This is a genomic window from Streptomyces sp. NPDC102451 (genome assembly GCF_044765485.1).
GTDB lineage: Bacteria > Actinomycetota > Actinomycetes > Streptomycetales > Streptomycetaceae > Streptomyces.
Window position 1 is genome coordinate 505,773 of record NZ_JBIWKD010000002.1, and the last position, 13,470, is coordinate 519,242.

At 71.1% G+C, this 13,470-nt stretch carries 9 protein-coding genes; 6 read left to right on the forward strand and 3 right to left on the reverse strand.

Annotated elements, in window-relative coordinates; all coding sequences use genetic code 11:
• The first annotated feature begins 132 nt into the window (after positions 1 to 132).
• Complete coding sequence (locus ACIRD8_RS05800) at positions 133 to 1,107, forward strand: phosphotransferase family protein (protein ID WP_403986603.1); 975 nt, start codon at positions 133 to 135, stop codon at positions 1,105 to 1,107.
• Between the two features lie 6 nt (positions 1,108 to 1,113).
• Here ACIRD8_RS05800 and ACIRD8_RS05805 read toward each other — a convergent pair whose 3' ends face one another.
• Complete coding sequence (locus ACIRD8_RS05805) at positions 1,114 to 2,133, reverse strand: LacI family DNA-binding transcriptional regulator (RefSeq protein ID WP_403986606.1); 1,020 nt, start codon at positions 2,131 to 2,133, stop codon at positions 1,114 to 1,116.
• A gap of 224 nt (positions 2,134 to 2,357) precedes the next feature.
• On the opposite strand from ACIRD8_RS05805, the gene ACIRD8_RS05810 reads away from it, so the two are divergent.
• Entirely contained in the window at positions 2,358 to 3,185 is an 828-nt protein-coding gene (locus ACIRD8_RS05810; RefSeq protein ID WP_403986609.1) for a phytanoyl-CoA dioxygenase family protein, read from the forward strand.
• Positions 3,186 to 3,238: 53 nt separating this feature from the next.
• Here ACIRD8_RS05810 and ACIRD8_RS05815 read toward each other — a convergent pair whose 3' ends face one another.
• Together ACIRD8_RS05815 and ACIRD8_RS05820 are read right to left on the reverse strand one after the other, a co-directional pair.
• Complete coding sequence (locus ACIRD8_RS05815; protein ID WP_403986612.1) at positions 3,239 to 5,587, reverse strand: AbfB domain-containing protein; 2,349 nt, start codon at positions 5,585 to 5,587, stop codon at positions 3,239 to 3,241.
• 75 nt (positions 5,588 to 5,662) lie between these two features.
• Positions 5,663 to 8,095, reverse strand: a complete 2,433-nt coding sequence (locus ACIRD8_RS05820) for an RICIN domain-containing protein (protein ID WP_403986615.1) — start codon at positions 8,093 to 8,095, stop codon at positions 5,663 to 5,665.
• Between the two features lie 510 nt (positions 8,096 to 8,605).
• On the opposite strand from ACIRD8_RS05820, the gene ACIRD8_RS05825 reads away from it, so the two are divergent.
• The 4 genes from ACIRD8_RS05825 to ACIRD8_RS05840 all read left to right on the forward strand — a co-directional run bounded on the left by ACIRD8_RS05825 (position 8,606) and on the right by ACIRD8_RS05840 (position 13,436).
• A complete protein-coding gene (locus tag ACIRD8_RS05825; protein ID WP_403986618.1) occupies positions 8,606 to 9,691 on the forward strand; it encodes an ABC transporter substrate-binding protein in 1,086 nt (361 codons plus the stop codon).
• A gap of 102 nt (positions 9,692 to 9,793) precedes the next feature.
• Positions 9,794 to 11,401 carry a sugar ABC transporter ATP-binding protein gene (locus ACIRD8_RS05830; RefSeq protein ID WP_403986620.1) on the forward strand — a complete coding sequence of 536 codons (1,608 nt, stop codon included), beginning with the start codon at positions 9,794 to 9,796 and terminating at the stop codon, positions 11,399 to 11,401.
• Positions 11,398 to 12,396 carry an ABC transporter permease gene (locus tag ACIRD8_RS05835; protein ID WP_403986623.1) on the forward strand — a complete coding sequence of 333 codons (999 nt, stop codon included), beginning with the start codon at positions 11,398 to 11,400 and terminating at the stop codon, positions 12,394 to 12,396. The genes ACIRD8_RS05830 and ACIRD8_RS05835 overlap by 4 nt, the downstream gene beginning before the upstream one ends.
• Positions 12,393 to 13,436 (forward strand): ABC transporter permease, encoded by a 1,044-nt coding sequence (locus ACIRD8_RS05840; RefSeq protein WP_403986626.1) that lies wholly within the window; start codon positions 12,393 to 12,395, stop codon positions 13,434 to 13,436. Before ACIRD8_RS05835 ends, ACIRD8_RS05840 begins: the two co-directional genes overlap by 4 nt.
• Positions 13,437 to 13,470 lie beyond the last annotated feature (34 nt).

Genomic DNA, 13,470 nt, shown 5'->3' on the forward strand with positions numbered 1-13,470 from the left:
CGGCGAACAGCCGTAGGGAGCACCCCCGCAGGACCGCTCCCGGCAGCGCGCGCACGCGCCGCGCCGCCGGGAGCTCCGGCATCCGCCACCGGTCCGTGTGCTGCGTCTGCCGTGATCGATAAAGTCGTGCGCATGGACGAACATGTCGCGTTCGCGGAGCCCGGCGTCGATGACCGAGGATGGTCCCGTACGCGCACGTGGGTCGAGGAGCAGGTGGGCGACGGCAGTCCTGTGGACGCCGCCGAACGGCTGCGTGGCGGCTGGACCTCGGAGATGCGCCGTCTGCGCCTCGGCGGACCGGACGCCCCGCGGTGGTTCGTGCTGCGGTCCTTCGTCAAGCCCTTCTTCCTCCGCCACGCGGAGGGGCTCCTCACGCGGGAGGCCGACATCCTGCGGCTCCTCGCGCAGACCGATGTGCCGGTGGCCGCGTTCGAGGCCGTCGACGCGACCGCGCAGCACTGCGACCATCCGTCCTTGCTGATGACGCTGCTGCCCGGCACCGTGCGCCTGGGTGAGGAGGACGCGGGACTGCGGACGGAACTCCTGGCGCGCCAGCTCGTCGGCATCCACCGGGTGCGCGTCCCGGCCGAGGCCAGGCCGCGTGCCTACGAGGCGTGGACCTCCCCGGAACGCGTGCGCCTGCCCGAGGCCACGGAGCGGATGGACCTGTGGCAGCGCGCCGTCGACGTCATCCGCCGTGAACCCCCGGACCACCGCCCCTGCTTCCTGCACCGCGACTTCCACCCCGGGAACGTGCTGTTCAGCGGGGAAGGCGCCGGCACGCGGATCACCGGGGTGGTCGACTGGGTCGAGACGTCCTGGGGCCCGGCGGATCTCGACGTGGCCCACTGCTCCACGGCCCTGGCTCTCCTGCACGGCCCCGCGGAAGCCATGCGGCTGGCCGAGCGCTATGCAGCCGCCGGAGGTGTCCTGAGCAGTGATCCCTCGGCGCACCTGTACTGGCGGATCCTGGACGCGCTCGCCTTCTCGGACTTCGAGAAGGTCGCGATGCCCTGGCAGGACCTGGGACGCACCGACCTGACGCCGGCCCTGCTCACGCACAGGATGGAGGAGTACCTCCACGCGCTCTTCCTCCGGTACGGCTGACCCCGGTCACACCGGGGAGACCGCGGCCCCGGTGCTCTCCCGGACCAGCACACGGTGCGGAACCACGATCCGGCGGGCGGGCAGCGCCTCCAGACGGCCGAAGACGCGCTCGGTCAGACACTGCACCGCACGTTCGGCGATCTGCTCCCGGTCCGGGGCGATCGTCGTGAGGGACGGAGCGGCGAACCGGCCGTCCTCGATGTCGTCGAAGCCCATCAGCGCCAGGTCGTCCGGCACCCGCACCCCCTGTTCGGCGGCCACACGCAGGGCGCCGAGGGCGAGTTCGTCGCTGAAGCAGAAGACCGCGTCGGGAGGCGCGGGCAGCCGGAGCAACTCACGCAGGGCCCGCGCCCCCTCCGCCCGGTGCAGGTCGGCCACCTCCACCTCGGCCACCGGATCCAGACCGGCCTCCCGCAGCCCCTGCCGGAAACCCTCGGCGCGCAGCTCGGCCGTGCCATGACCCAGCCCGGACTGCAGACCGATCGCCGCGAGGCGCCGGCGGCCCCGGGAGACCAGATGGCGTACGGCGTCCCGGGCGGCCCCCACGTTGTCCAGGGCCACATGGTCGATGGCCCCGTCCGGCTCCAGTTCGCCCAGGACGACCAGCGGCAGGCCCCCGGCGCGCGAGGCCAGTTCGGCCGGGGACGTCGACCACGGGCTGACGATCATCCCGTCGACCTGGTGCCCCTCGCTCCCGTCGAGAAGCCGCCGCTCCAGGTCCGCACGCCCTCCGGTCCGCTCCAGGAGCACGGTCCAGCCGCGCTCCTGGGCCGCGTCGATGAGGAGACCCGCCAGCGCGCCGAAGTAGGGGGAGTGAATCTCCGGCACCACCACTCCGATGAGCCCCGTGCGCCCCTGCCGCAGGTTGCGCGCGGCGAGGTTGGGGCGGTAGCCCAGCTCCTCGACCGCCGCCATGACCCGGGCGCGCGTATCCGGCGCGACGGCCGTGGCGTTGCTCACGACGTTGGAGACGGTCCTGACGGACACACCGGCGAGCGCGGCGACGTCCTTGAGTCTCGCTGCCACAGCCGGTGCGCTCCCGTCCCTCTGCCCGCGGGGGCGGTCGGCGGACCGTGCCCTCTGCGCTGTGCACCGTAACAGGCCAGGACCGGTGAGTCGCGTACCGCCTCTTGCCACGTTGCTTGCAACGTTGCAATATGAACGCGTCGGCAGGTCGGCGGGAGAGGAACACCGTCCCCGCGACCTGCCTGTCGTCCCCGTCTCCCGTGCAGTTGAAGGGATCCACCGCCATGCCCGAGACCGCTCCCGGCCCGCACCACGACTCGGCCGTCGAGGACCTGTACACCGCTGGAATCACCGCGTGCCGGGGCGCGTTCACCCCGCAGTGGGCCGACGCGATGCGCGAGGACATCGAGAAGGCCTTCGCCGAGGCGCGCGGCCGGGAGGGCGGAGCGGTCGGCAGGGGGCCCCACCGCTTCTACGCCGAGATCCACCCCGAGCAGCTGAGGGGGTTCGTGGACCTGGTCGACCACCCGTGGGTGCGTGCGGTCTCCGAGGCGGTCCTGGGGCCGGACTACCGGATCGTCGAGCTGGGCTTCGACGTCCCGCTGGCCGGAGCGGTGAACCAGCCGTGGCACCGGGACTTCCCCATGCCGGACGCCACCCGGCACCGGCGCCGGCTGACGTCCCTCGCCTTCAACCTCACCGCCGTGGACACCCGGGACGACATGGGCCCGTTCGAGATCGCGCCGGGCACCCAGTGGGACGACGACCCGGGCTTCGGCCACGGGATGTTCCCGCCCCGCGACACCTACCCGCGCTACACGGACCTCGCCGAGCGCAAGTACCCGATGCGCGGGGACATCTCGGCCCGCTCCGCCCTGACGATCCACCGGGGGACCGCGAACCACTCGTCAGACGCCCGGCCGGTCCTGGTGCTGGGTGTCGACGCCCCCGGCGCGGGCAACGACGCACAGCACGACATGGCGGTGACCCGCGCGTACTGGTCCTCGCTGCCCGGCCGGGTGCGGGCGCATCTGCACTGCCCGGTGGTGGAGGAGCTGACGCCCATCGTGCAGAAGCACACCATCGAGGGGCTGGTCATGGGCGACGCGTGACGCGTGACGCCTCCGGGCCCGGCAGTCGGTCACCGGGCCCGGAGGCACTCACCTCAGGGCGCCCAGGGGCTGTCCACCGCCCATGTGGTGTCCTCGGTGAAGGTTGCCGCGTTGTCCCACGCGTGACCGCCGCCCGGGGTGGCCAGCCACACCTCCGAGTCGATGTGGCGCAGATAGCTGCCGGGCAGATTGGCGCTCGACAGGCGTACGCCGCCCTGACCCGCCACCGCGCACCACGTGGCGTCGGCCTTGAAGAGCGCCGAGCCGTCGCTCGCGTCGCGGCGGACCCGGAAGTCCCGGTGGCGCAGGTACTCACCGGGGTAGTTGCGGGACTCGAACGAGTAGCAGTTGCCGTTCGCCAGGCCGGTGACGACCTTCCAGGTGGCGTCGTTCTTCAGCAGCGCCGTGCTGCCGCTGTCGACGACCGCCGTGTAGGCGAGCTCCTGCGAGTGGCGCAGGTACTTGTTCGTGTGGCCCGGGGTGGTGACCCGGAGCGACCTGTTCCCGGTGGGCAGGGTGACCGGCGGCGGGGGGTTCTTCGACGCCTGGATGAGGGCCTGGTTGGCGGCCTTCACCCGGGCGGTGTCCACCTTGACCACCTGGCGGTCGTAGGTGAGCAGCCCGTTCGCCTCGTTCTCGACGTCGGTGATCTCCGTGTAGACCGAAGCCGAGAGCCCGGCCGGCAGCTGTCCGACGCGGATGGAGTCGAGCAGGCCCACGAAGCGGTTGTTGAGGGCGGAGAGGCTCGCCTGGTCCTCGTAGCTGAACCCGCCGCCCGGATACCACTCGTGGCCCGGCACCTTGTAGCCCAGCCCGCCGAACTCGCCGAGGACCGCGGCCCTGGTCGCCGTCGGAGCGGTGTTGCCCGGGCCGACGTAGATGTGGTTGTCGATCACGTCGCCGTTGCCGCCGTCCACGGAACCGCAGCAGTTGACCCCGCTCATGTTGTTCACCAGGCGGGACGGGTCGTACGCCTTCACCTCGTCGGCGATCCTGGCCTGGTCGTACTGGCCCCAGCCCTCGTTCTGGTTGACCCACATGACCACCGAGGGCGAGCTGCGGTGCTGGTCGATGATCGCGTGGTACTCGGCCTCCCACTGGGTGCGCGCCGCGGAGTCGGGGGTCTTCCCGGTGTCCATGGCGGGCATGTCCTGCCAGACGAGGAGGCCCAGCTTGTCCGCCCAGTAGAACCAGCGCTGCGGTTCGACCTTGATGTGCTTGCGGACCATGTTGAAGCCGAGGTCCTTGTGCGCCTGGAGATCGGACTTCAGGGCGGCGTCGGTGGGCGCCGTGTAGATGCCGTCCGGCCAGTAACCCTGGTCGAGGGTGCCGGTCTGGAAGACGAACTTCCCGTTGAGGACCGGGCGCAGGATGTTGTCGACCTTCGCGATGCCGATGGACCGCATGCCCGCGTAACTGCCGACCGAGTCCACCACGCTGGTCCCGTCGAGCAGTTCGGCGCGTACGTCGTAGAGGAACGGGTCGTCCGGGCTCCACAGCCGGGGGCTGGGCACGGGCACGGAGATGTCCGCACCGGGGGCGCCCGTCGCCGTACCCACGACGGTGCCGCCGCTGGATACGGTGACCCGCGCGCTCCGGCCGGAGGCGGCCGCCGCCTGGACCTTCACCCGCAGGGTGCTGTTGCCGAGGTTCGGCGTCATGTCCAGGCGTGTCACGTGCGAGGCCGCGACGGGCTCCAGCCAGACCGTCTGCCAGATCCCCGAGGCCCCGGTGTAGAAGATCCCGCCGCCCGGGTGCGGGTTCACGTCGTTGATCCGCTGCTTGCCGACGGCCTGGCCGCCGGTCTGCGTCGGGTCGTACACGGAGACCACGACGGTGTTCGTGCCGCCGTTGAGCTGGGGGGTGATGTCGTACGAGAACGAGTCGAAGCCGCCCTTGTGGGCGCCGACCTGGGTGCCGTTGACCCAGACGGTGCTCTGCCAGTCGGAGGCGCCGAAGTTGAGCACGGTCCGGCGGCCGTTCCAGTTCGACGGCACCGTGAAGGTGCGCTTGTACCAGAGCTTGTCGTTCTCGGTGATCTTCCGCTTGATGCCCGAGAGCGAGGACTCCGCGACGAACGGCACCCTGATCTGCTCGGAGAACGACGCGGGCTGCCCGGCGTCGCGGCCGGTCACCGCGAAGTCCCAGATGCCGTTGAGATTCGCCCAGTCGGGGCGGGTGAGCTGGGGACGTGGATACTCGGGGAGCGGGTTGTCGACGGACACCTGGTTCGTCCAGGGCGTCGTCATCGGCGCCGGCTTCGGTGTCCAGGCCGTGGGTGCGGCGGCGGCCGGGGCGGTGCCGGCGCCGACGAGTGCGGTGGCGAGCAGTGCCAGCAGGCCGCTGCCGGCGGTTAACCGTCTCCACCAGGTGCCGCGGCGCGGTGCGGGTGCGGATCGCATTCCGGTTACTCCTTGATGAGGAGGAGCCCCCGCGCCGGCCGGCGCGGGGGATGGGACGTCTGCGGGAACCGCCGCTCAGAGCAGCTGCCAGAGATGGTCCGCGGTCCCGTTGTCCTCGAACTGCACGACGTGGGCGCTGTCGGCGGTGGACATGCCGTCCACGCCGAGGACCTTGTCCGAGTTGCGGTTGCGGATGCGGTACCAGCCGTCGCCGTCGGGCACGAGCTGCCACAGGTGGTCGGCGGTGTCGTTGTCGTCGAACTGCACGACATGGGCGCTGTTCGCCGTGGACATCTCGTCCACCCCGAGCACCTTGCCCGAGTGCTGGTTGCGGATGCGGTACCAGCCGTCGCCGTTGGCCACCAGCCGCCACAGATGGTCGGCGGTCCCGGTGTCGCCGAACTGGACGACGTGGGCGCTGTTCGCGGTGGACATGCCGTCCACGCCCAGCACCTTGCCGGAGTTCCGGTTGCCGATCCGGTACCAGCGGTCCGCCAGCCAGGGCTCCGCGCCGGGGCCCGCCGTCGGGAAGGACGTGATCCGCAGCCGGGCCGCGCCCATCGGGACGAGCGTGACTTCCTCGACCGGCTCGGTGCTGCGCGCGGGGCTCCGCTGGAGGGGCGCCACCACGTGCTCGTCGTCTGCGCCCCACTCGGGGATGCGGCGCGCGCGGGCGGTCATCACGAGCGGGGTGCCCTCCAGGGTGAAGGGGTTCGCGTCGGCGGCCCGGCGGCGCGTCGAGACGGCCGGCCGCGCGCCGTCCAGGACGAGGCCGTAGTTCCAGGCGCTGGTGGCGTGGACGGCGTACTCCGGGAACTGCTCGGTGCCGCCGATGCGCTCGTACGACTCACCGATGCGCAGCGAGTAGGTGAGCGGCCCGTGGTCGACGCTGACCGAGCCCTGGTTGTCCGCCCAGGTGCGTACGGTCGTCCGCTGCGGGAAGCGCAGGGTGACCCGGTCGCCGTCGGACCAGGTCCGCTCGACCCGGGTGAAGGCGGGGCCCGCCGGAGCGGAGACGCGCTGCCCGTTGACCCGGATCTCCGGCTCGGCGCACCAGGCGGGCACGCGCAGGACCAGGGGGAAGCGCAGTGCCTTGGGGGAGGCGAGCGAGAGGGCGACGGTGTCCGTGAACGGGTAGCCGGTCTCCTCGGTGAAGGTGACCTCCGTGCCGTCCGCGACCTTCGCGGTAACCTCGCAGGCCGCGTACATCGCCGCGGCGAGACCGCCGTCCGGGGTGGCGAGCCAGAGCTCCTCGACGAAGTAGGGCCAGCCCATGCCGTAGTTGTGCGGGCAGCAGCGGTACTGGTCGACACCCGGCAGGAACGCCTGCATGGCGAAACCGTTCTGGAACTGCCGGTCCCGCTTGGGCACGTCGTCCAGGTCGACGCTGTTGGCGCTGGTGATGTAGTGGATCGCCCTGCCCGACGGGTCGAGCGAGGCGGGCAGCGAGTTGAAGGCCAGCTCCTCGCAGCGGTCCGCCCAGAGCGGGTCGCCGGTGATCCGGGTGAGCAGCTGGTGGCTCGCCATGAACTCGACGATCCCGCAGGTCTCGAAGCCCTGCCGGGGGTCTCCGTGCCCGGGCCGCGCGTTCTCGTCCCCGGCGAAACCGCCGCCCGGGAACTGCCCGTACTGGTCCATGGCCTTGGCGTACGTCCCGTACGTGTTGCGGGTGTCCTGCGCCGAACCGCTGCGCAGGGCGTACTGGGCGGGCTCGCGGAAGCCCTGGGCGATGTTGACGTTGTGCGGGTTGACCAGGTTGTCGCCCCAGTTGGCGCCGTAGCGGTGGATCTTGTCGACGAGATCCAGCAGGAAGGTGTCGCCGGTGCGGTTGAACAGCCAGTAGACGCTGTCGAGGCCGTCGCCCCAGCGCAGGGCGATCCAGCTGGTGTCGAAGGCACCGGGGCCCTGGGCGTTCATGTAGCTGAAGAACCGGCTGAGGAACGGGATGATCCGGTTGTCCTCGCTGTACTCCTGCCAGGAGCGCAGCGCCTGGATCAGCGGCAGGAACGGCCAGAAGTCGGGGCCGCCGTTCAGCGACGTACGCAGCGCCTTCGGGCCGAAGAAGCCGTCGGACTGCTGGGTCGTGAGAATCGCGTCGATCCACCGGCGTGCGGCGGCCAGTGCCTTCGCGTCGACGGTGACGATCGCGAGGTCCGTGTATCCGCGCAGCCAGTAGGGGACCTCCTCCCAGCCTCCCCGGTCGGGGCGGACCCAGCCGGTGGCCTCGAAGTCGAGGAAGTGCGAGAACTCCTCGTAGCGGCCGCACAGTCCTTCCAGCTGCAGCTTGAGCTGTCCGGCGAGCCAGCCCTTGGCGGTGACCCGGCCGGGCGGCAGCTTCAGGAACGCCGTCGGGTGCAGCGGCGCGGCGTTGGGGGAGTAGTGGCCGCCGCGCGCGGCGGCCGCCACGCCTTCGGCAGCAGTCGCGGTCGTGGCCCAGCGGCCGGCCGAGGTGGCCGCGGCGGCGGTGACCAGGGCGCTCGCCATGAGTTGTCTGCGGTTCAGGGGCATCGTGTGGGGACTCCGCTTCTGCTCTGCCGGACAGGGGCGCGGTGACCGGGCCGGACCGGGCAGGGGTGGGGTGACCGGCCCGGACGGGCGCGGCGCATGGCGAAGATGGCTGTCGCGCCCAGGAGGCGACGGCACGACAACTCGCTTGCAACGTTGGAAAATTGATGTCGGCGGTATGACAGCACGCGGTCAAGCCGGTGTCCAGGGGTGGCGCAGCACCTGGTGCCGTCCCGCCCCGGCCGCGGCTCCGCGGGGGGCCGTGCTCTCGGGTGACACATTTTGGAAACGCATCGACAACTCTCTTGCCGCCTGCGCCACCGCGCCTATATAACGTTGTAAACCGAGCCGCCGAGAGGCCGCACAAGCCCTCACGACCATCGTTTCCGCAGCTCGCAGCGGGGTCGTGAGGGATGCAGCGTCAACTGCCGCCGAGCGGCTGACGCACCGTCCCGCCATGCCCGACCGCACGCCGAACGGTGTGCCGTCACCCCGCCAAGGAGCGTCCCGCGCATGATGATCCAGCGTCGATCCCGTACCCTCGCCGCGGCCTGCCTGATCGCCGCCACCGCCACGCTGGCCGTTTCCGGCTGCTCCAAGTCGGAGACCTCGGACAGCGCGGGCGGTGACAGCAGCCAGGGAGCCCAGGCGGCCAAGACCCCCGAGGCCGCCTCCGGCCCCGGCTGTTCGCTGCAGAGCTACGGCGCGCCCAAGATCGACCTCAAGAACGCGATCGTCGGCTTCTCCCAGTCGGAGAAGGAGGCCAACCCGTTCCGTATCGCCGAGACCCAGTCGATCAAGGACGAGGCCAAGAAGGTCGGCGTCAAGAAGCTGCTCACCACCAACGCCCAGTCGCAGCTGTCCAAGCAGATCAGCGACATCCAGGACATGCTCTCGCAGGGCGCCCAGTTCCTCATCATCGCGCCGCTGAACTCCGACGGCCTCGAGCCGGCGCTCAAGGCCGCCGCGGCGAAGAAGGTGCCCGTCCTCACCATCGACCGCAAGGTCAACTCCACGGCGTGCAAGGACTACGTGGCCTTCCTCGGCTCCGACTTCGTCGAGCAGGGCAAGCGCGCCGCCGACGCGATGATCAAGGCGACGGACGGCAAGGGCAAGGTGGCGATCCTCCTCGGCGCCTCCGGCAACAACGTGACCACCGACCGGACCAAGGGCTTCGTCGACCAGATCAAGGCCGAGGCCCCCGGCATCGAGATCGTCGCCCAGCAGACCGGCGAGTTCGCCCGTGACAAGGGCCAGCAGGTCATGGAGCAGCTCATCCAGTCCAAGCCCGACATCACCGCCGTCTACGCGGAGAACGACGAGATGGGCCTCGGCGCCGTCACGGCCCTGAAGGCCGCCGGCAAGAAGCCCGGCAAGGACGTCAAGATCGTCTCGGTCGACGGCACCCGCAACGCCGTGCAGGCCCTCGTCAACGGCGAGTACAACGCCGTCATCGAGTCCAACCCGCGCTTCGGCCCGCTGGCCTTCGCGACCGCCCAGAAGTTCTACGGCGGCGAGGAGATCCCGGAGAACGTCATCATCACCGACCGCGCCTACGACGAGACCAACGCCAAGGAATCGCTCGGCGGGGCGTTCTGATCCGCTCCTGAATCCAGCGGCCCCGGCCGCCGTGGCGCCCGTACCGGGTCACGGCGGCCCCCGGGCCCTCACCCCTTGGACAGCGGAAGGCCAAGAAGACCCATGGCACCACCCGAAGCAGTACCTCAGGCACCGGAGGCAGCCGGCGACACGGCCGCCACGGTGCTCGAAGCCCGCTCGGTGAGCAAACGGTTCCCCGGCGTCGTCGCCCTCGACGACGTCACCTTCTCCCTGCGCGCGGGGGAGACCCACGCGCTGGTCGGGGAGAACGGCGCGGGCAAGTCCACCCTCATCAAGGTGCTGACCGGCGTCTACCGCCCGGACGGCGGCGAACTGCGGATGGCGGGTGAACCGGTCAGGTTCTCCCGGCCGTTCGAGGCCCAGCAGGCCGGTATCTCCACGATCTACCAGGAGGTCAACCTCGTCCCGCTGATGAGCGTGGCGCGGAACATCTTCCTGGGCCGCGAACCGAGGAACCGCTTCGGCCTCATCGACTTCGCCCGCATGCACCGCGAGGCGGCCGAACTGCTCGACGGGTTCGGCGTACGCGCCGACCCCCGGCGCCCCCTGCACACCCTCGGTGTCGGCACCCAGCAGATGGTCGCCCTCGCCCGGGCCGTGTCCGTCAACGCCCAGGTCGTCATCATGGACGAGCCCACCTCCTCGCTCGAACCACGCGAGGTGGAGACCCTCTTCCGCGTCATCGAGCGCCTGCGGAGCCAGGGCATCGCCGTCCTGTACGTCAGCCACCGCATGGACGAGCTCTACCGGATCTGCGACCGCGTCACCGTCCTGCGCGACGGGCGCCACATCCACACCGGCGACCTCGCCGACCTCGACCGGATGCAGCTCGTGTCGATGATGCTCGGCCGCGACCTCTCCGAGGTGCGCCGCTCCGGCGTCACCAGCTTCGCCGCCGAGGGGCACGAGGCCGCCCGTACGCCCGTGCTCACCGCGACCGGACTCTCCAGCCGCCTCCAGCTCCACGACATATCCGTGTCGCTGTACGCGGGCGAGGTGCTCGGCCTCGGCGGCCTCCTCGGCTCCGGCCGCAGCGAGACGGCCAAGGCGCTGTCCGGCGCACTGCCCCTGGACAAGGGCGAACTCACCGTCGACGGCACCACGCTGAAGCGCCTCACCCCGGCCGCCGCCATCCGCGCCGGCATCAGCCTGCTGCCCGAGGACCGCAAGGCCGAGGGCATCGTGCCCGGCCTCTCCGTACGCGAGAACATCGTCCTGGCGGCCATGCCCCGCCTCTCCCGGGCCGGTGTCGTCTCGCGCGCCAAGCAGGACCGGATCGTCGACATCTTCATGAAGCGCCTGCGGATCAAGGCGTCCAGCCCCGAGCAGAAGGTCGGCGAACTCTCCGGAGGCAACCAGCAGAAGGTCCTGCTGGCCCGCTGGCTCTGCCTCGAACCCAAGGTCCTGCTGCTCGACGAGCCCACCCGCGGCATCGACGTCGGAGCCAAGGCCGAGGTCCAGAGCCTCATCGACGACCTCGCCCGCGAGGGCCTCGCCGTCCTGCTCATCTCCTCCGACATCGAGGAGCTCATCGAGGGCGCCGACCGGATCGTCGTCCTGCGCGGCGGAGCGGTCGCCGGAGAACTGTCGGGCGACGACGTGGCCGAGGACCGGCTGCTCGAAGTGCTCGCCGACCACGCACCGCAGCCGGCCGACCGGGCCCCGGCCGCCCAGGAGGACCCCCGATGACCCAGACCGCCGTCGCCCCGCCCGCGAAGAGCGACAAGCCCCACGAGTCCGCGAGCCCCCTGGCCCGGCTGCGTGACCCCGCCTGGTACCAGCGCTACGGCGTGTACGTCGCCGTGGCCGTGGTGCTCCTCTTCAACGCCCTGTTCACCGACCACTTCATGACCGCGGACAACTTCCGCACCCAGCTCGTCCAGGTCGCGCCCATCGTCATCGTCGCCCTGGGCATGGCCCTGGTCATCGGCACCGAGGGCGTCGACCTCTCCGTCGGCTCGACCATGGCACTCGCCGCCGCCTTCCTCCCGCTCTACCTCGGATACGGGCTCGTCCCCGCGCTGGTCGTCTCCCTCCTGGCGGGCGCGGTCGTCGGAGCCGTCAACGGCGCCCTCGTCTCCCTCGTCGGGCTGCAACCCATCGTGGCCACGCTCGCCCTGTTCGTCGGAGGCCGCGGCCTCGCCCTGGTCATGGCCGACGGCCAGCTCAAGCAGATCGTCAACCCCGACCTGCTGTCGCTGGGCACCGGCTCCTTCCTCGGCATCCCGCTGGTCGTGTGGATCGCCGCAGTCCTCGCCGTCGCCGTCGCCTTCCTGGTGCAGCGCACCACCTTCGGCCGCCAGGTCGTCGCCATCGGCGGCAACCGCTCCGCCGCCGCGCTCGCCGGACTGCCCGTCAAGCGGGTCCTCATCGGCGTGTACGTGCTCTGCGGAGTGCTCGCAGCCCTCGCCGGCGTCCTCGCGACCGCCAGGCTCACCGCGAGCGACCCCTCCTCGCTCGGCACCCTCATGGAACTCTCCGCCATCACGGCGGTCGTGGTCGGCGGCACCCCCCTCAACGGGGGCTCCGTCCGGGTGCTCGGCACCGTCGCTGGCGCCCTGCTCATGCAGCTGCTCCGCGCCACCCTCGTCAAGCACGACCTGCCCGACTCCACCGCACAGATCGCCCAGGCGGCCATCATCATCGCCGCCGTCTACGTCGCCCGGGAGCGTCGGTCCCGATGAACGAAACCAAGCCCGCCACCGCCGCCCCGGCCCCGGCCGCGCCGAAGGCGCCCGCGGCCCGCCCCGCGGCAGGCCCCGAGCAGACCGGCCGGCAGCGCGCCGCCGAACTCCTGCAACGCCAGGGCGTCCTCGCGGTCCTGCTGACCGTCGTGATCGCCGCCTCCTTCATCTACCCGACGTTCGCCTCCCTGGACAACGCCCGCGGTGTCACCATCCAGGCCTCGTTCCTCGCCGTGGTCGCCCTCGGCATGACGATGGTCATCATCACCGGCGGCATCGACCTCTCCGTCGGCTCGGTCTTCGCCCTCGGGGGAGTCCTCGCCGCCTGGGCCTCGCAGTACGGATTCCTCGCCGCGCTGCTGCTCCCCCTCGTGGTGTGCGGCGGCATCGGCCTGCTCAACGGGTTCCTCATCGCCCGGGGGAACATGGCGCCCTTCATCGTCACCCTCGCCACACTCCTGGGCGCACGCGGCCTGCTGCTCGCCCTCACCGACGAGGGCGCCACCACCTACCTGGTGCCCAAGGACTCCGCCTTCGGCGAGCTCGGCCAGGGCAGCGTGTGGGGCTTCGGCTACCCGATCATCATCGCCCTCGTGCTCTTCGGGGCCGGCGGACTCGTCCTGCAGCGCACCTCCTTCGGGCAGACCCTGTTCGCCGTCGGCGGCAGCAGCGACGCCGCCACCCTGATGGGCCTGCCCGTCGCCCGTACGAAGATCCTCGTCTACACGCTCAGCGGTCTGCTCGCCGGACTCGCCGGCGCCCTCAACGCCGCCAGGCTCTCCTCCGGCGTCACCATCGTCGGCGTGGGCATGGAACTCGACGCGATCTCCGCCGTCGTCATCGGCGGCACCCTGCTCATCGGCGGCGCCGGCTCGATCAGCGGAACCCTCTGGGGCGTCCTGCTGCTGGCCGTCATCCAGAACCTGATCAACCAGATCGGCTCGCTCAACTCCTCCTACCAGTCGGTGGTCAGCGGCGGCTTCCTTATCGTTGTCGTGGTGGCGCAGCGCTATCTCGCGCGCAGTCGCAGAAGCACCTGACGACGGGCCGGCCCCACAGGGCCGGCCACAGAGC